14 protein-coding genes are annotated in these 19536 nt (G+C 45.3%); 8 read left to right on the top strand and 6 right to left on the bottom strand.

The genetic code is table 11. The features are described 5' to 3' along the window. Positions 1–12: 12 nt before the first annotated feature. Together BF9343_RS15370 and BF9343_RS15365 are read right to left on the bottom strand one after the other, a co-directional pair. Positions 13–3168 (bottom strand): SusC/RagA family TonB-linked outer membrane protein, encoded by a 3156-nt coding sequence (locus tag BF9343_RS15370; protein ID WP_005802751.1) that lies wholly within the window; start codon positions 3166–3168, stop codon positions 13–15. An 894-nt stretch (positions 3169–4062) separates the two neighbouring features. Then, positions 4063–4743: a transporter gene (locus BF9343_RS15365; protein ID WP_010993304.1), complete on the bottom strand. Its 681-nt coding sequence runs from the start codon at positions 4741–4743 to the stop codon at positions 4063–4065. Between the two features lie 189 nt (positions 4744–4932). Here BF9343_RS15365 and BF9343_RS15360 point away from each other — a divergent pair, with 189 nt between their 5' ends. Further along, positions 4933–6102 (top strand): sensor histidine kinase, encoded by a 1170-nt coding sequence (locus BF9343_RS15360; RefSeq protein WP_005802755.1) that lies wholly within the window; start codon positions 4933–4935, stop codon positions 6100–6102. Continuing rightward, entirely contained in the window at positions 6099–6836 is a 738-nt protein-coding gene (locus BF9343_RS15355) for a LytR/AlgR family response regulator transcription factor (protein ID WP_005789688.1), read from the top strand. Before BF9343_RS15360 ends, BF9343_RS15355 begins: the two co-directional genes overlap by 4 nt. A gap of 181 nt (positions 6837–7017) precedes the next feature. On the opposite strand, the gene BF9343_RS15350 is transcribed toward BF9343_RS15355, so the two are convergent. Together BF9343_RS15350 and BF9343_RS15345 are read right to left on the bottom strand one after the other, a co-directional pair. Then, positions 7018–8202 (bottom strand): C1 family peptidase, encoded by a 1185-nt coding sequence (locus BF9343_RS15350; RefSeq protein ID WP_005789686.1) that lies wholly within the window; start codon positions 8200–8202, stop codon positions 7018–7020. 89 nt (positions 8203–8291) lie between these two features. Further along, the gene (locus BF9343_RS15345) at positions 8292–9170 is read right to left on the bottom strand and encodes a helix-turn-helix domain-containing protein (protein ID WP_005789684.1); all 879 of its coding nucleotides are present in this window, start codon (positions 9168–9170) and stop codon (positions 8292–8294) included. Positions 9171–9340: 170 nt separating this feature from the next. Between BF9343_RS15345 and BF9343_RS15340 the strand changes: the two genes are divergently transcribed. Genes BF9343_RS15340 through BF9343_RS15325 form a run of 4 tightly spaced genes read left to right on the top strand, consistent with a single transcriptional unit; the run spans position 9341 to position 15398 of the window. Beyond that, the gene (locus BF9343_RS15340) at positions 9341–10408 is read left to right on the top strand and encodes an efflux RND transporter periplasmic adaptor subunit (RefSeq protein WP_010993303.1); all 1068 of its coding nucleotides are present in this window, start codon (positions 9341–9343) and stop codon (positions 10406–10408) included. Further along, positions 10408–13533 carry an efflux RND transporter permease subunit gene (locus tag BF9343_RS15335; RefSeq protein ID WP_010993302.1) on the top strand — a complete coding sequence of 1042 codons (3126 nt, stop codon included), beginning with the start codon at positions 10408–10410 and terminating at the stop codon, positions 13531–13533. Before BF9343_RS15340 ends, BF9343_RS15335 begins: the two co-directional genes overlap by 1 nt. A 17-nt stretch (positions 13534–13550) precedes the next feature. Continuing rightward, positions 13551–14930: a TolC family protein gene (locus BF9343_RS15330; RefSeq protein ID WP_005789673.1), complete on the top strand. Its 1380-nt coding sequence runs from the start codon at positions 13551–13553 to the stop codon at positions 14928–14930. Between the two features lie 12 nt (positions 14931–14942). After that, complete coding sequence (locus BF9343_RS15325) at positions 14943–15398, top strand: copper resistance protein NlpE (protein ID WP_009292968.1); 456 nt, start codon at positions 14943–14945, stop codon at positions 15396–15398. Between the two features lies 1 nt (position 15399). Here the strand turns inward: BF9343_RS15325 and BF9343_RS15320 are convergent, their stop codons facing one another. Further along, entirely contained in the window at positions 15400–16605 is a 1206-nt protein-coding gene (locus BF9343_RS15320) for a hypothetical protein (RefSeq protein ID WP_009292966.1), read from the bottom strand. Next, positions 16602–17927, bottom strand: coding sequence for a DUF4270 family protein (locus tag BF9343_RS15315; RefSeq protein WP_009292964.1), 1326 nt, complete (start codon positions 17925–17927; stop codon positions 16602–16604). Before BF9343_RS15315 ends, BF9343_RS15320 begins: the two co-directional genes overlap by 4 nt. A gap of 197 nt (positions 17928–18124) precedes the next feature. On the opposite strand from BF9343_RS15315, the gene BF9343_RS15310 reads away from it, so the two are divergent. Together BF9343_RS15310 and BF9343_RS15305 are read left to right on the top strand one after the other, a co-directional pair. Next, positions 18125–19177, top strand: coding sequence for a Kelch repeat-containing protein (locus tag BF9343_RS15310; RefSeq protein WP_010993301.1), 1053 nt, complete (start codon positions 18125–18127; stop codon positions 19175–19177). After that, positions 19158–19508: a DUF4907 domain-containing protein gene (locus BF9343_RS15305; RefSeq protein ID WP_041926245.1), complete on the top strand. Its 351-nt coding sequence runs from the start codon at positions 19158–19160 to the stop codon at positions 19506–19508. The genes BF9343_RS15310 and BF9343_RS15305 overlap by 20 nt, the downstream gene beginning before the upstream one ends. Positions 19509–19536 lie beyond the last annotated feature (28 nt).

Raw genomic sequence — 19536 nt, 5'->3', positions numbered from 1 at the left:
GATGCTTTGTATTTAGAATGTGAGACTTAAACCAACAGATAATGATCTTTGCATCGGATATGTGTATGGGTTATCCAATTCCGGATCGAGTCCGTCGGGGGTATCCGAAATAGTGAAAAGGTTTTCACCGGTGAAATAGATACGTATCTTTTCGATAGAAGCCTTTTGAGTCAGCACTTTAGGCAATGTATAACCGATGCTGAGTGACTTCAGTCGGCAGTAAGATGCATCTACCATATAGCGTGTCTGGGCTTGGTTGATGGCAGAACCACCATTGAAACGCGCACGGGGGAAATATGCTCCCGTATTTTCTTCTGTCCAGTAATCGTTGTTGTAGGCTGAAGGTACTTGCCATTCGCTTCCGTAGTGGCTTCGGAATGAAGTTCCCGGTAGATAGAGGTCACGTTTGCCCACTCCCTGGAAGAAGATACCCAGGTCGAAACCTTTCCAGTCGGCTCCCAGGTTGATGCCGTAATGATAGCGCGGAGTGCTGTTGCCGATGATTTTCTTATCACCCGGATTATCTACGGTGTTGTCACCCCAGTCGATAACGCCGTCGTTGTTACGGTCTACAAAACGGATGTCACCGGGCATCAGTTTGATACCTCCCGATACTTTGTCCTGATTGGCTGCTCCGGCTATTTCCTGTTCGGACTGGAATAAACCATAGGTTTCATACCCCCAGATCTCACCCTGTTTCTGACCTACATACCAGTTGCCCAATTCTTTCGATTCGTTATCGAACTTGGTAACTTCCGATTGATAGTCGGACAGATTGAACCCAACTGTATAGTGGAATCCGTTGGCCAGCTGATCATTCCAGCTGATCTCAAATTCCCAACCCTTTGTCAATGACTCGGCTGCATTTTCCTGAGGTTCGTTCGCACCCAGGACGCCCGGTAGAATTTTACCTGCGGCAAGAATATCGGACGTACGTCTTTGATAGTAATCGAAAGCACCTTTCAATCGGCTGTTCAGGAAGTTGAAGTCAAGTCCCAGGTCCCACTGTGTAACGGTTTCCCAAGTGATGGACGAGCTGACGAGGCCGCCGGGAACCACATACTGCGGTTGGTTGCTGCCCATGATCCAGCTGATCTGTCCCGTACTATAGTTAGAAAGATAAGCATACCAGCCATTGTTGAGTGCCTGGTTGCCTAGGCTACCATAAGATCCTCTGATTTTCAGTTCGTCGAAGAAACTGTTTGTCCAGCTCTTGAACCAGCTTTCGTTAGAGAGTCTCCAGGCTGCAGAGAACGAAGGGTTGAATACGGCACGGTCGTGCTTGGGAAATTTGGAAGAGAGGTCGTAACGGCCGTTTACTTCCAGTAAATAGCGCTCGTCATATCCGTAGTTGATGCGGAAGAAACCGCTTCGTGTAGCCCAGGAGTTATCACTGCTGCCTACCCAGCGGTCTCCTGTAGCATAACTTAAAGATCCCAGATCGTTTGAGATCAGCTGTTCGCGTCCGGCATTGAATCCGGTAGTATGTTTGCTTTCCTGATTATAACCGATCATTCCTTTCAGGTAATGTTTACCCAATGTTTTTTCGTAATCACCGAAGAAGTTGAAAGCATTGTATGTATCGTTGGCTTGTGATTGTGACACAGAATTCGGATTCGTCCATGCAAAAGTTTGCAGGAATTGTCCATTGGCTCCATATTCGTCAAATGACTTCATGTGAACCTTATTGTTTTCACTGTAGTAATTGAACGTGTAGTCCATGTTGATGCTCATTCCTTTGATTGGGGTCAGTTTCATCGTGATCGTGTTCCAAAGGTCATTCTTGTTGGTGAGCCGGCTACCGCCATCTTCAAGGATAGCAGGAAAATTGGTAAAGTCACCTTGTCCTGCCCAGTTGCCGTCCGGATGTTTCACCGGCATGATAGGACGGGTATCACCTCCCATAAAGTTATCACCATGTACATTGTCCTGATTCAGTCCTCTCAGTTTGGTGCGGTTAAAACTTGTCTTCATCGAGAGGTGTAACCAGTCGTTCACGTCATAATTGATGTTGTTCATCACATTGAACTTCTTGTACTGTTCGTTACCGAAACGAATCAGTGATCCCTGGTCGGTATATCCTAAGGATGTGTAGTAAGTTGCCTTCTTTCCACCTCCGCTGATATTGACATTATACTTCTGGACGGGATAGTTCTTTTTATACAATTCTTTCATCCAGTTTGTATTGCCGGCATACGTGTATTTGGTGCCGTTTTTACTGATACTCGGGTCCGAATGGATAAATACCGGAGAATTGTTCACCGGATCTTTATAGTAGGCTTCGATATGCTGCATCCACTCAGCATCGAAATAGTCGCGTCCCACGGTGTTCTGTTGCGCAGTGTTCATCCAGGTAGCATATTGCATGGAGTTCATATATGTGGGGCGGGTAGTAGGGCCGTTGAATGAAACCGATGCATCGAACGATACTTGTGTCGGCTGGTCTTTACGGCCTCCTTTGGTGGTAATCAATACGACACCATAAGCTGCACGTGCACCATAGATGGAAGCAGACGCGGCATCTTTCAATACGGAAACACTTTTCACGTCTTGCGGGTTAATCAGGTTCGGGTCCATTTCCACACCGTCAACCAATACCAATGGTGAACTTCCACTCATGGCAGTAGTACCACGGATATTGAAACTTGAACCTTGCCCGGGCCGTCCGCTGGTGGTTACATTTAAGTTAGGAATGGCACCTTGCAAACCTTGTCCGAGGTTGACAATCGGGCGATCTTCCAATACTTTACCATCTACGGCCGACACTGCTCCGGTCAGGTTGGCTTTTTTTACGGTGGCATAACCGACTACCACCACTTCTTCCAAAGCCTTGCTGTCTTCGGCAAGTTTCACTTGAATAGGTTTTCCTGTATAAGGTATTTCTTGTGTAACGTATCCGATGTAAGATATTACAATAATATCTCCTTTTTTCACATCATTCAGCGAGAACTTACCTTCTAAGTCCGTAATGACACCATTGGTCGTGCCTTTTACCATGACACTGGCACCAATAACCGGACCCAATGCATCTTCAACTGTTCCTGTCACTTTCTCTTGAGTAACTTCAGGAACCAATACTTCTGTTGCTTGCGTTGCATACGAATAAGCTGGGAAGCTTAATGCACCGGCGAGCAAGAGCAGAGTAACTTGTCTAGTGATTTTTAACATAACAATTTTGTTTTGGGTTAATAATAAAGGTTTTGTTTGGTTCTTTTACATTCTTCCTTTCTTGTTGATTATCCTTTCTTATTTCTTTAAAAATGGATTAGTTCTGGCAGAACTTAGTGAAATGTAATTCCCTTATTATCACCGGATATATATACTTTATCACTGCTCTGTATTTATAATGAAGGACTTTATAGGCAGGGAGTAAGAGATGGAAATAGCCTGTTGTTCTACTGATTGGTTTGGCATTGTGTTTGGTATTTAGTGTTTTATGACAAAAACAGAAATTTTTGAAGTCCTCTCTGTCTACCCTTTGTACTTGGTTCAGTGTACTTCTCTTGATTGGTTTCCGGAAGGAGTAAGAAGAGAAAGGAATATTGCCTTGGAATGAAAAAAACTTTTGTGATTATTATCTATTTTTAAAATAATCGCTATATTTGCAACGTTGTTAATCTAAAAAACGAAAAATATTCTGTTCTTTTTTAATACATTATAAAATGTATTTCTTTAAAATCAATTAGTTTGGTTATAGTTCTGCCAGGAATAATCTGATTTATGTCATTTGATTTGTACTTAATGTATTGTAATATAATGATCTATGAATTTAAGTCTAATGTGAATCAGGGTTTGCTACGTAAGAGAGACGTTATAGGCTTATTAGAAGAATGAAGAGATGATTTCGAATAAAATATTCAATATTTTTATAAACGAAGAGCTGGATTTATTATATTAATTTTATCTATATCTTTCTTTTTGTAGGCGTTACTTCTTCCTCTGCTCTCTTATCTGTGCTGTTTTTGTCAGACGTTTGTCCGGTATTAGCTACTTGGTGGTGAGTTCGCTTCTTAAGCTTGTGACTGCTTGGATGGATAAATAAATGATAGATTGGATAGCATGCTATAAACTTATCCCGAAAACGAAGTAGAACCGGTTCTCGTAAGGGTTTGCTATCAGTTTGCCAAAGATGGCCGGAGTAAATCCGGAGGAAATATTCAAGGTCTTGGTAGCCGAAAGTCCGACATTGACTACATTCAGTTTGTCTGCATATTCTCCTTCCCACGGAGTGAATCCTGCTTCGACGGCCAAGTCTACTCCCTTTACTGCGAATGGGTAACTGAATTCACAATAACTGGACCAGGCACGCTCCTCATTTTCCCGATAGTCATTTCCGGCAAAGGTGGTGTACCAGCCTATGGATAAAGGGAAACGTTCACTGACTGTGTAGACGGCTCCTGCCTCAAAAGTATGTCCCGTAGTTCGGGGAGTATAGTGAAAGTATTTGAAAGGCTCGTCTTCGCTTTGATAGAAATAGTTGTTGAGACACAGTTGCAGATTTTTATATTCGTATTCCAGTGTAAGGTCTATTTCATTGTTTTCATTTCTGAATTCTGTCGATCCCCATGCTGATAAGGTCCATCCTTTCCACTCTACACCCAAAGTGGGTTGTACGGAAGCATTTCCATTCTTCATTCCACGCCAGATGTAGCTGCTGACAAGGTCTGCATTGATAAAAACTTCTTGTGCCTGTGTTGCAACCGAACAGATGGTCAGGACTGCAAGTATCCATATTTTCTTCATATTGCTGATAGGTATCTTTTTCGGGCTGCAAAGATAGATAATTACTGATAAAATCCCTCTGTTTGTTGATTCTATTTCCTTTGCAGGCGACTTTATCGTCAAAAGAGCCTTCTTGGTCGACTTCTTTTGCAGGGGTAGGACAAAGGAGGTATTTTTGTAAACAGACATTCAAGACGAACTTTTTGGAGTATGAAACAAATTAATAAACAGAAGTTACTGGAGCAGATGGTTTATCTCGTCATTTGGCTGACGGTTATCTCTGTGCCGTTGGTGGGTGATTATCTGTTTGCTTCCATTAGCCCGGTACATACGTTTAGTTGGCAGACCATACGGGTAGCATGGTTGCTGACTCTGCCTTTCATTCTGCTTTTCGTAGTCAATAACTATTTTCTGGCTCCCCGGCTGTTACTTCGGAAACGGTATTGGGCTTATGCACTTTCATTAGCAGGAGTCGTGACTCTGCTTTTTATTTTGTATCCTTCTATCAATCCTCCTCAACATAAACAATTTCAGAATCTGATGCCGATGCAACCCCGCCGCTATCCGGAAGGAAAGGTGTTACCGGATAGGGAGAGGGAGTTTCCCAATACATTTCCGGAGCATTCGTCACCGCTCCTTTTGCCGAAACAGGAGCTTGATATGCGCTGGCGGGGCCCGCATCCTCTTCCGGGATATTTTCTCGGACGACTTTCACTGGCATTGCTTGTGGTAGGCATTAATGTGGCTATCAAACTCTTGTTCAAGTCGATGCGTGATGAAGAAGCATTGAAAGAGTTGGAACACCAGCATTTGCAATCGGAGTTGCAGTATCTGAAGTATCAGATAAATCCGCATTTTTTTATGAATACCCTTAATAACATACATGCGTTGGTCGATATGGATGCCGGCAAGGCAAAACGTACTATTGTCGAACTTTCCAAACTGATGCGTTATGTGCTTTATGAAGCCAGCAACCGGACGATTTTGCTTTCACGCGAGATACAGTTTTTGGACAATTATATTGCCTTGATGAAATTGAGGTATACCGGGAGAGTCCGGATCGAATGCTGTATGCCCGATGAGGTGCCGGAGGTGCAAATTCCTCCTTTGCTTTTTATCTCTTTTGTCGAGAATGCCTTCAAACATGGAGTAAGTTATCAGGAAGAGTCGTTTATCCGGGTTTTTATGTCTGTCGAGGATGGCAGACTTGCCTTTCGTTGTTCGAACAGCAACCACGGGCGATCTGTGGAACAACACCACGGCATCGGGTTGGAGAATATCCGCAAGCGGCTGAGGCTGCTATTCGGACAAGATTATACTTTATCTATCAACGAACGTGACGATAGTTTTAATGTTTTACTAATTATTCCGTTATTATGATCAAATGCATTGCTGTTGATGACGAGCCCTTGGCGCTCGAGCAATTGACGGGCTATATAGCCCGTGTCCCTTTCCTGCAACTGATAGCCTCGTGCCAGGATGCATTCAGTGCCATGCAGGTGTTGTCGGAAGAAGAGGTCGACCTGATGTTTGTCGATATTCACATGCCCGATTTGAACGGGCTCGATCTGGTGCGTTCGTTAGTGGTGAAGCCCCTGATTGTGTTTACAACCGCCTATCCGGAATATGCCGTCGAGGGTTTCAAGGTAGATGCAGTCGACTATCTGCTGAAGCCATTTGAATTTCAGGATCTGCTGAAAGCAGCCGATAAGGCACGTCGGCAATTTGAGTATCATTTGCAAGATAACGGGGGAGGGACGGAAACTGATTTATTGGAAAAGGACGGTTCATTGTTCGTTAAGTCCGAATATAAGATTATCCGCATCAATGTGGCAGACATTTGCTATATAGAAGGTATGAGTGAGTATGTACGCATCTATACCGATACGGCGGATAAGCCCGTAGTGACTTTGCTGAGTATGAGAAAGCTGGAAGAACGCTTACCACAGGAGATGTTCATGAGGGTACATCGGTCTTATATCGTCAATCTTCGGAAAATAACCGAAGTTTCCCGGTTACGCATCATTTTCAATAAGAATATATATATACCGGTGGGAGATAACTATAAGGAAAGATTCACAGAATATATTAACAAGATTTGTGTCAGCAGTTAATGACCGGATGTTAGGTTGGTGAAGCTCTTTTTGAGCATGTGCCGGAAGTTTATCACAGATGAACAGATTGTATAGGGCAGTACAGGGATTTCGGTTGCCTGTAAGTGTATATCCTTATAAATCTGTTCATCTGTGGTGAAAGAGACTTTAAGACCTGTTGTTGTCTTAGTCTTGCAATGTTTTACTTAATTCCCAGTTTCTTTGCGATATCCTTGGGAAGGGCATCTTTGTGAACCAGAATATTCATAGTCTTGTAAGCAACAAAAGCTTTAGAAGCATACCAAGTACCTTTGTACTTGTTGTTTGTACCCCAAGAGTTCTTAACCATGAAGTATTCTTTGCCGTTCTGGTCTTTAGCGATACCATAGATAATCATTCCATGGTCATCAGTTGTTTCCCAATTATCGAAAGCTGTCTGACGCATTTCCTGAGTGATTTTCATTTCCGGCAATGGTTTTGAAGTCAACTCTTTGCGTTTGTCGGCAGCAGTCATTCCTGTCCAGCGTGCCATGTCCGATCCTGTCAGTTCGGCACCTTTGGCTGCATCCGGAACTACAGCGATACCGTCACGGGTAAATCCTTCTTCGCTCACGTCGCTACCCCATGCAAATGTATATCCGTTCTTTACAGCGTTATCCATTACAGCCATAAATTCGTCGAGCGGCAGGTTGTATGACAATCCGTTACGCCAGTTGTCCTGGATTTCGATGGCAAACTGAGAATAGAACGGGTGATGTGTGTACGAAGTCAGAGATACATAGTCGTCCGGATTCAGTCCCAAAGACTGTGCAAAAGTCATCGGAGTATACTCTTTGCCTTTGTAAGTGAACTTTTCCGGGCATTGTCCCAGGTAAGTATCATAAATAGCGCAAAGGCCCTTCTTCCATACCGGAGTCAGTTTCTTCAGATTACCTTTGGCAATAGCGTTAACATAGGCTCCTGCTGTTGCATCCAGTTCGTTGTGAACAGGCAGTGAGTCACCATACATGATTCCCGGCATAGCATCCTGCGGTACAAGTCCGTAGTTCTTCATACAGAACATGATATCATAGAAACTTCCTCCCGGAGAGAAAGAACTGTCGCCATGATAGCGAACGTAGTTAACAGCGCGGTCAACCATCGTGTGGTGTACAACGAACATTTCAGAAAGATCGTATTCACCCTTTCCTGTGCGGAGCAATTCCGATTCGAGAAAACCGAGACTTGAGAAGCTCCAGCAAGTGCTCGAACGGTTCTGATTCTTAATGGATGTAATCGGGTTTTCTTTCACAGTAGTGAAAACGAAGCCTTCTTCTTGTGGTTTGTCTTGGGCCAATGCACTCAGACTGATCAGGCCTAAAGCGGCCAGGAGGATTGTCTTTTTCATTATTATGTCGTTTTTATTAATATTTATGCGACAAAGATAGCTGAATATCCCCAAATATGGAAATGAACGTCTATCTTTACTGCTATATTTTAGCGTTTTATTCTCGTTGTCGCAGCATTGTTTCTATATTCTTTGGGCGAAACTCCCACATATTGTTTAAAATATTTGCCAAAGAAAGACTGTGTCGGAAAATTCAGTTGGTCCGCTATCTCTTTTATGCTCAGATCAGATTCCTCCAATAATTGTTTCGCTTCGGTTATCACCATCCGTACGATCCATTGCAAGGCACTATCTCCTGTTTTCTCCTTGATGATGGCCGAGAAATAACGGGGAGTGATATGCTGCATCCTTGCATAAAAAGAGACGTCACGTTCCTTGCGATAGAAACGGAACAGAGACAGCATGAAATTCTGAAAGACAACATCTTTTTTCCCTTGTTGTAAAGGCTGCAAGGGCTGGTTGGTAAAATACATGTTTAAGATTTCATAGCAGATAGTCTGTCCCATCGATTTTATCAGTTCCAGTTTCAGATGCTGGTACTGGACATTCTCCTTCTGGCAGTCTTCCGCATTTATCCTATCCCATAGATTATTCAGCAAATATTCAAAATGGGCACATTGTTCACCGGACAAGGAGACACATGGATTTTTCCGCATAAAGAGCTGGCTTTCCACATTTATCACTTTGTTTACAATCGGTAGAATATAGTAAAAGTCCACTTCAACCATAATCCCCTCGGCATCTTCACTCTTATGCAACAAGTGCACCAAGGTAGAAGCCATATAGATATAAACATCCCCGGGTTTGATATGATAATGGCAACCTTCCAAAGAGACTTCCACACTGCCGCGTTGACAATAGAAGATACCACATTTATTGAATGTCGAAATTATTTGTCCCTCTTTAAGTATTTGAAACGTATCACTGGTAAGCAGAATTCTCCGAAAAGGCATTTGTTGTTCTATCATTCTTCTGTTCTTAAATTATAAACCGGCTACAAAATAAATACAAATCGCAAAGTTTTTACCTGTATACAGACTGAAAAAGATACAAATAGAACAATTTATCATTCATTTCAACCTTTCTATCTCCTCCCTTCCCAATAACTTTGCATATGAAATACAAAAGTACGCAAATTATGAAACAGATTTATCTTATTCTGACAGGGATTTTTCTTATGCTGTTTATTTCCTGTGCCCGGCACACCAAGGAAAATAAAGATTGTCAAACAGTAAAAATAGACACAGTCATTGCTGCTGATAAACAGAAATTTCTACAATTTCCGGGGAGAGTAAAAGCCGCTCAGGACATTAGTCTTTCTTTTCGGGTAAGTGGCACTATCAATAAAATATACGTGAAAGACGGGGCGCAGGTACGAGAGGGGCAGATCCTGGCCGAATTGGATCCGACTGACTATCAGGTACAACTGGACGCTACGGAAGCTGAATACCGTCAGGTAAAGGCCGAAGCGGAAAGGGTCATGGCTCTCTATAAAGAGAACGGAACCACACCCAATGCCAATGACAAGGCTGTCTATGGACTGAAACAAATCACAGCCAAATATAAACATCATCAAGATCAGTTGGCATATACCCGCCTTTATGCTCCTTTCAGCGGATATGTACAAAAACGTTTGTTCGAAGCCCATGAGACCATAGGAGCCGGCATGCCTGTCATCTCGATGGTAAGTGCAGGTGCACCCGAGGTGGAAATCAACTTGCCGGCAGCTGAATATATCCGGCGTAACCGGTTCAACCGCTATCACTGTACATTCGATATTTATCCGGGAGAAACCTACCCGTTACAACTGATCAGTGTCACTCCTAAAGCAAATGCTAATCAGTTGTATACCATGCGACTTCAGCTAATACCCGGAAAACAGGCTGTTCCTTCTCCCGGAATGAATGCCATGGTGACTATCTTTTGCGATACAGATCGCTCCGGTACGTTATCCGTCCCTACCAGTGCCATCTTGCAGAAAGACGGAAAGTCGTATGTCTTTATCTACAATGCATCAGACCATACCGTACACAATTGTGAAGTATCTGTATTGCGGTTGACCAATGACGGGTACAGCCTTATTTCTTCTGACGGACTGCAACCCGGAGACAAAATCGTATCTTCAGGAGTACATCATATAGAAAACGGGGAAACCGTAAAAACTCTGCCTGAAATCACTCACACAAATATAGGAGGACTGTTATAATGGATATAAGTAAATGGGCATTCCATAATCGTAACCTGATTTATTTCCTGATAGCCGTCCTGATGTTCGGAGGAGCTTATTCCTGCTATCAGATGAGTAAACTGGAGGATCCGGAAATAAAGGTAAAACTTGCCATGGTGATCACCACATATCCCGGGGCTTCGGCACATCAGGTAGAGTTGGAGGTGACCGATGTACTGGAAAAGAACATCCGCACCATGGGAAATATAGATAATATAGAAAGTTATTCTTATAATGATCTGTCACTTATACAGATTGAACTTCTGAGCACCGTGCCGGATGATGATGTGGAGCAATGCTGGGATATGCTGCGTCGCAAAGTCAATGATGCCCGGGCTTCACTGCCCGAAGGAGTCAGTGCTCCTATTGTAAAAGACGACTTCGGGAATGTGTACGGTATGTTTTACGCTTTGACCGGTGATGGTTTGTCTGATCGTGAGTTGTCGGACTATGCCGAACTGATTAAGCGTGAAGTCGGCGAACTGGAAGGGGTAGACCGGATAGATCTGTATGGAAAGCGTCCGGAGTGCATCAACATCTCTTTGTTGCAGGATCGTATGGCAAATTTGGGTGTAAAGCCTGCTGAAGTTCTTGCTACCCTGAACGGTCAAAACAAGACTACCTATACCGGCTATTATGACAATGGTGACAATCGGATCCGTGTGACTGTCAATGATAAATTCAAGACGGTAGAAGATATAGGCAAAATGCTTATTCAAGGACATGATGACGACCAACTGCGTCTGAGCGACATCGCACAAATAGAGAAAGGCTATGAAGAGCCGGTCCGTAACGAAATGTACTATGACGGTGAGCGTGCACTGGGCATTCTGATAGCCGCTACCAGTGGTTCGGACATCGTGAAAGTGGGGCATGCCGTAGAGGCCAGACTGGCTGAACTCAAGGCCGAACGTCTGCCTGCCGGGGTCGAATATCAAAAGGTATTCTACCAACCGGAGCGTGTGGGCGAGTCATTGGGTACATTTGTCATCAACCTGATAGAGTCAGTCATCATCGTAGTGCTTATCCTGATGATTGCCATGGGATTTAAGAGCGGGGTTATCATAGGCATCAGCCTGGTGGTTACTGTTTTCGGTTCATTCTTGTTTCTTTATTCCGCAGGGGGAACCATGCAACGTGTATCTCTGGCTGCCTTTGTGTTGGCTATGGGGATGCTGGTCGATAATGCCATTGTCATTATCGATGGGATATTGGTAGATCTGAAAGCCGGGAAGGACCGGATGGAGGCAATGACCGCCATAGGGCGGCAGACTGCCATGCCGTTGCTGGAAGCTACACTGATCGCCATCATCGCTTTCTTGCCGATTTATATGTCGCCGGATACGGCAGGTGTCTATACGCGCGATCTTTTTATCGTACTTGCCGTTTCTTTGCTGCTCAGCTGGGTGTTGGCGTTGGTTCATGTACCGTTGATGGCTAACCGTCGTCTGCATTTTGCCGTAGAAGCCGATAGTGGTGGCAAACGGGTTTACAAGGGGAAGATTTATGCCGCATTACGTACGGCACTTCGTTTCGGATTGGCACACCGGTGGAGTTTTGTCTTTACCATGGTCGGTTTGCTGGCTCTTTCTGTTTTTGGCTATCAGTACATGCGGCAGGGTTTCTTCCCCGATATGGTTTACGATCAGCTCTACATGGAATATAAACTCCCCGAAGGGAACAACTATACCCGCGTAGAACAGGATCTGAAAGAGATAGAAGCTTACTTGAAAGGGCGTAAGGAAATCACCCATGTCACAGCTTCCATCGGTGGTACTCCCGGGCGGTACAATCTGGTGAGAAGTGTAGCTAACCCGTCACTTTCTTATGGAGAACTGATCATCGACTTCACCTCTCCCGAGGAGTTGGTAGACAATATGGATGAAATTCAGCGCTATCTGTCGGCAACTTATCCGGATGCTTACATCAAACTGAAGCGCTATAACCTGATGTTCAAGAAATACCCCATTGAAGCACAATTTCTGGGACCCGATCCTGCTGTTCTTCACCAATTGGCCGACAGTGCACGCAACATCATGAAGAATACCCCCGAAGTATGTCTTATCACTACCGATTGGGAGCCTCAAATACCTGTCCTGACCATTGAATATGACCAACCTGCCGCACGCGCACTGGGTTTGAGCCGCAGTGATGTCAGTATGTCTTTATTGACTGCTGCCGGTGGCATTCCTATCGGATCTTTTTATGAAGGCATACATAAGAACAATATCTATCTGAAATGTCTGGATAAGGAAGGACAACCGATAGAGGACTTGGGCAATACACAAGTCTTTTCTGCCTTACCATCCCTGAACGGGTTGCTGAACGAGGAGACCATGGTCAAGTTGAAGACTGGTACTCTTTCTAAAGAAGACCTGGTAGAAAGTATGATGGGGAGCACCCCGTTGCAGCAAATCAGCAAAGGAATCGATATTCGTTGGGAGGACCCTGTAGTGCCCCGTTACAATGGACAACGCAGTCAGCGTGTACAATGCTCGCCTGCTCCGGGCATTGAAACGGAGAAGGCACGATTGACCATTGCGGATAAGATAGAGCAGATACGGTTGCCCGACGGGTATTCATTGGTGTGGCAAGGTGAAAAGATAGCCAGCGACCAATCCATGAAGTATTTGTTCAAGAACTTCCCCTTAGCGATAATCCTGATGATCGCTATTCTGATTATGTTGTTCAAGGATTACCGTAAACCCATTATTATCTTCTGTTGCCTGCCGATGATATTCGTAGGGGTAGTGGGCGTGATGCTGCTTACCGGAAAGGTTTTCAACTTTGTAGCCATTGTGGGAACACTGGGACTGATTGGTATGTTGATTAAGAACGGCATTGTGCTGATGGATGAAATCACCTTGCAGATTAATGCCGGTATAGAACCGGTCACCGCGTTGATAGACAGTTCGCAAAGCCGTCTCCGTCCCGTAATGATGGCATCGCTCACTACTATTCTGGGGATGATTCCATTGCTGTCCGACGCTATGTTCGGTTCACTGGCAGCAGCCATTATGGGAGGGTTGCTATGCAGTACACTTATCACACTGCTTTTTATACCCATATTATATGCTTTATTCTTCAAGATAAGAAACGACTGATTAAAAAACGAGAACTGATGAAAAAGATAATTATACTTTCTCTTTGCTTTATGTTGTCGGACTTCTGTGCTCCGGCATTCGCACAGGAGACACTCAGCCTGCAAGAGTGTCGCGAAATGGCATTGAAATACAATAAGGAAATGGCGGCCTCCATTAAACAGACGGAAAGCACCCACTACACAGCCAAAAGTTACAAAGGGAACTTCTTCCCCAATTTTACAGCCAGCGGTACCGGACTTTACAGTAATGCCGACGGAAGTTACGGGATAGCCGGTGGCAATCTGCCCACTTTCCTGCCCGATGCGACCGGACAACTCATACCTAATGGCGGCTTTGCCTATTTTCCGGGTATCAACCTGGATTATAAGATAGGATGGGTCTATATGGGAGGGATACAGTTGGAACAGCCGCTTTATATGGGGGGCAAAATCACTGCTGCCTACAAGATGTCGGTACTGGGAAAACAGATGGCGCAGATGAATGAAACCCTGACTGCTACCGAAGTGATTCTGAAAACCGATCAGGCTTATGCTCTTGTCGTGAAAGCCAAAGAGATGAAGGTAGTAGCCGATGCCTATCATACGGTACTTACCGAGCTGAAGAAGAATGTAGAAAGTGCATACAAACACGGTCTGAAACCACAAAACGATGTATTGAAGGTACAGGTCAGGCTGAACGAGAGCGAGCTGGCTGTTCGTAAGGCGGAGAATGCGTTTCGGCTGGCTACCATGAACTTGTGTCATCTCATTGGAAAGCCATTGACTGCCGACATCCATGTTTCCGGTAACTTTCCGGAGATAGAGCAGGGATTGGAAATTCAGGTATTGGATATCACTGCCCGTCCTGAATATACTATTCTGGATAAACAAGTTGCCATAGCCAAACAGCAGGTGAAACTGAACCGCAGTGAATTGTTGCCCAAAATCGGTATCAAAGGTTCTTATGATTATGTACATGGTTTGGAACTGAATGACAAGAATTTCCTGGACAATGCCAGTTTTTCCGTCCTGCTCAATGTCAGCATACCGCTTTTCCATTTCGGTGAACGGAGCAACAAAGTACGTGCAGCCAAGGCCAAGCTGGAACAGACCCGCCTGCAACAGCAAAGTCTGAACGAGCAGATGTTGCTGGAACTAACCCGGGCGGCCAATAATCTTGATGAGGCGAAACTGGAAAGCGAGCTTGCCGACCGTTCTCTCCAACAGGCCGAGGAAAACAGGCGTGTCAGCAAAAGCCAATATGAAGTGGGATTGGAAACCCTTTCCGATCATCTGGAAGGACAAGCCTTATGGCAACAGGCATACGAAACGAAAGTGAATGCACATTTCCAGCTTTATCTGAATTATGTGGCTTATTTGAAAGCGGCAGGTATATTATATAATAAGATTAATTTATAAAAACTTAAACCGATGAAAAAGAATCTTTATTGGATGGCAGCAGCATTCATCACTTTAACTGCTGTAGGTTGTACAGCGAAGAAAGCCAATGTATCTGCGGCAGGCAGCGATACCACACAAGTGGTAGATATGCATACTGCCGAAACCTCTCTCGATTACTATGGAGTTTACAAAGGTACGGTTCCGGCTGCCGATTGTCCGGGCATAGAACTGACCCTGACATTGAAGAAGGATCGCACCTATACGTATCATTGGGCTTATATTGACCGTAAAGATGCCGATTTCGATGAAACCGGTACGTTTACGGTGAAGGATAATCTGCTTACGCTTACTGAAAAAGGAGGCGAAGTGTCTTACTTCAAAGTGCAGGAAGGCAGCCTGGTGATGCTGAACAATGAGAAACAGCCTGCTACCGGTGCTTTGGCCGATGCCTATGTATTAAAGCAGGAAGAGGTGTTCCTCGATTGATTTATTGGATCTTCGCCCGGTACGTCCGTTCCGAAAAGGTAAAATTGAAAAAGAGTGTGACTCCCCGTTCCCGTTGCATGCCGTTAGGCAGATGAAGCTGGTCGCTGTATTTCACTCCCAGGGAAAGAACGTTGCCGTTGTACAGAGTGAAGTTGCTTCCTGCACTGACATAGTAGTTGGTTGCTTTCTTCTTCTGAATGACTATATAAGAGTTGCTGACGCCCGCTCCGAGTAACAGTTTCACCGGATTCCGGTAAATATTGCCTGCCGTATAGGCTGTGCCTGCCGACAATCGGTGTTGGTTCTCGAAGCGGACGTTGCTTTGTGATGACTTCATACGACTCCAATCCGTATATTTATATTCAGCTGTCAGCGTCCAGCGCGGACTGTTGTATGCAAGTCCCGCTCCCACAAACTGGGGGAGGCATTGGCGCACATGGCTTTGGCTTTCGTCAATCGATTCGTTGCCCGATGTGCTGCTTACCGACAAGGTATTGTCTTGTGCCAGGTCTTGCGAATATCCGTATACAGCTCCTGCCACGAGGTACTTATTCCGGCTCAGTGGAAATTTGTATTGCAAGCCGAAGTCAGCATAAAAGGCATGCTTGTATGAGCTTTCTTCCACACTGATACTTCCCTGGGTTTCTGTCTGTTTGATGGTCCCGGTTACGTAGGAAAGGTTAGCGCCGACAGAAAATCCCTTGAAAAGCCGATAGGCTGTACTGATTCCCATTTTAGACAATCCGCCTTCGCCTTCGAAGAGTGACGATACGGTGGAACTGCCGGTTCCCGTGATGTCCTGATCCAGTGTGATGGCATAGCCTACACTACTGACCGGTGCCATGAACACGGCTCCATACCAGCGTGGAGTGATGCGGCAACCGATGCTCAGGTTGTTCAGGTTACCTACCAGCGAGTGATTGCTCGTCCCGGTTTGTGTATATACCTTGTAAGCTCCCATTACTCCGGCGTCTATCAGGAAGCGTTGTCCCTCGATGGCGGTAAGTGAGGCCGGATTGGCTGTATTCAGGAAGTTGTAGCTTTGCAAGGCAATTCCTGCTCCACCAAGTCCGGAGTATTGTCCGCCTTCTCCGGTTGAGAGTTCGCCCAGTCCGAACATGGAAGTCGGGGAGTTGGTGGTATTTTGACTATATATTAATAAAGTGGAGTGGCAAAGAGTAAGCAATAGAATCAGGTTTCTTTTCATGGGTTATATGTTTTATAAAGTAGGGTTAGTTTCACGGGATTGCTGTCCGGATGTCTGGCATCCCCGAATACGACTCCGTTCAGGGTAGTGAAGAATAAGTTGTCCGGGAGCATCAGTTGAAGAATCTTCCGGTTGTATCCTACCGTTCCCAGATTGCTTTGCAGGAAAGAGGTGATATCGAAAGAGTAATAGGTATCTTCTCCCATCATTTCATCTGTTACCAAGCTTCCGGTTTGTACGGAACTGCCTGAAATATCAGTCACTACATCTTCCGTCACATTGTTTTCATCGGCTGTATACAGTGTCAGCGATTCGGGAAGGGGATACTGTTTGCCATAAGTTCCTTTTACCGGATATAGCCGGAGCAGGGCGCTTTCGATGGTCACCAGCCTGCCTTCGGCACGCAGGTCATTGAGAAATGGAAAATCAATATTGATATACATGCCGGTCAACCCTTGCAGATAGGACTGGTGCTCCGATTTTTCTGAAGGAAGCCCGTTGTTGAGTCCGCTTTGCAAAGAGGAGAGTGCGGTCCGGCTGCGGTCACAACTGACCTGGTTGAACCTCAGATCGCTGTTGGGTAAAAAATCGGCGGACAGTTCCGTGGCATCCGTTTCCGTCTGATGATAATAGAGAGTGATGCATAAGCTTGAGTCGTTCACCATGAAACCGTTGACACAATTTCCCCCTTCTTCGGGAATAAACGCGATACCTTTGAAATAGTCGCGGAAGTACTCTTGCGACTCCATCTCACGTGAACCGGCCTGAAAATGTTCGAACCACTCGACTCCCCATTCGTCGGGGAGGCGGATTTCATGTTCCCGGATTGTTTCGCCCGGGGTGGGGGTGAAAGTAAAGGAAGCCAGGGGAGTGGAGTGATAGGACACCTTCGAAGTAGTGTACAGATAACCTTCGTCCAAAGACAGATTCTCCGATAGACTGTGCAGTGAGATACGTTGCGGACTCAGGGTATCTCCCAGATAGTTACCCGATGAATAGAACCGGATGGTAATGGAGTCGAATCTGTAGTCGGCATTTTCACTGAATGAAACTGTCGGTACGTCATATTCGGCATAGAAAGCCGCCTTTATCTTTCCCCAGACGGGATCGTCAATGGTTCCTATCTGGCAGACAGTGTCACCCGATGTGGCAAGAGAGTCACTCAGGATAGTGCTGAGGCGTACGGTACAGGTATCGGTTTGTATGGTTCGCAGGGAGCTTTCCACCCATTTGCCTCCCGCCGTCGACAGTTCGTCACGACAAGAGGCGAGGAGTGATATAAAAAGAGTGATAAAAAACAAGGATAAGTTTTTTCGTTTCATGAATCGGATCATTTTTGCCGCAAAAGAAGACGATTTATTTTCCCTGTAAAAAAAGGATCGACTAATCGGAACGATTTATCGACTTCATTTTCGTTGGTAGAGAGAATGTGCCTGTTAGTCGATCCTTTTTTTGGCGCTTACCGATGTCGCCTACATTTGCGGTCAGTAATTAACGATTAAAAAAACAGAATAAAAGAATGACTGGAATAGAAAAAACAGTAACGAATAGGTCGGGGGCCGGAGCTTTGGTGCTCTGTGCCATACTTTTTTGCTTGTGCGCCTGTACGGAAGATGCTTCCTATACGGCAGGAGTCTGGTACCGCCGTTCGGACTTCGACGGGGTGGCACGGACCGATGCTGCCGGTTTCACCATTGGCAACAAAGGATATATCTGTGGAGGTTACAACGGGAAAACAACCCGTCTGGCCGATACCTGGGAGTATGACATCGACAATGACTGGTGGACGCAACGTGCCGATATGCCCGGTACGGTTCGGAATGCCGCTACAGGTTTCCCGGTGGGGAATAAAGGGTACATCACTACCGGTTACAATCCCGATCAGAAGTATCTGGCCGATACGTGGGAGTACGATCCGGAGACAAATACCTGGCGGCAAATGGATGACTTCAAAGGGGGAGCCCGTTATTATGCCCTTGGGTTTGGCATTGATAATTATGGCTATGTAGGTACCGGTTACAATGATAACTATTTGAAGGACTTTTATCGATTCGATCCTACTGCGGCAGCCGGTTCGCAATGGACTATCGTGAATGGTTTCGGTGGACAAAAGCGTCAGGGAGCCACAGCCTTTGTGATCGATGGAAAAGCCTATGTCTGTGGAGGACAGAACAACAATTCCGATGTGTCGGACTTTTGGCGTTTCGATCCTTCTGCCGCCACGCCGTGGACACAATTGAGAGATATTGCCAATACCAGCGATGATGATTATGATGACGATTATACTTCTATTGTCCGTTCTTACGGAGTCAGTTTTGTGATCGATGGAAAAGCGTATCTGACTTTGGGCTCTACTGCCGGAGGAAGTTATTATTCGAACTATTGGATCTATGATCCTGAAACCGATCTTTGGGAAGGAGACGACCTGACAGCGTTTGAAGGCAGTACACGCATCCATGCTGTCTGTTTTTCTACCGGAATCCGGGGGATCATTGCGACAGGCGGCAGTGGATCGAGTTCATACTTTGATGACACTTGGGAGTTGAAGCCTTATGAATATGAAGAAGAATAAGAGCATACTTTGGCTGACTCTCGCTATCTGCATGCTGATATCCTTCTTCTTATACCATCGGCATGAGGCTTGTAGGTATAGTCTCCAAATAATTGAAACGGAGAATGAAGGCGGATATGGTTACCGGATTCTTTGTGGCGACCGGGTAGTGATCTGCCAGCCATACATACCTTCACTTCCCGGACGGAAAGGGTTTGCTTCGGAAGAAGATGCCCGGAGAGTCGGAAAGCTGGTACTGGAAAGGATACGGTCGGGAAGTGATTTCACGATATCGGCTTCCGACTTGGAGCAGGTGACGGAAACAAATGGATTCCTTTACAGGGCTCACTGAAAATCGATATTTGAAAATGTATTTGCAA

The sequence above is a fragment of the Bacteroides fragilis NCTC 9343 genome, assembly GCF_000025985.1.
GTDB classification, from domain to species: domain Bacteria; phylum Bacteroidota; class Bacteroidia; order Bacteroidales; family Bacteroidaceae; genus Bacteroides; species Bacteroides fragilis.
This window is presented reverse-complemented; position numbering and strand designations above follow the sequence as displayed.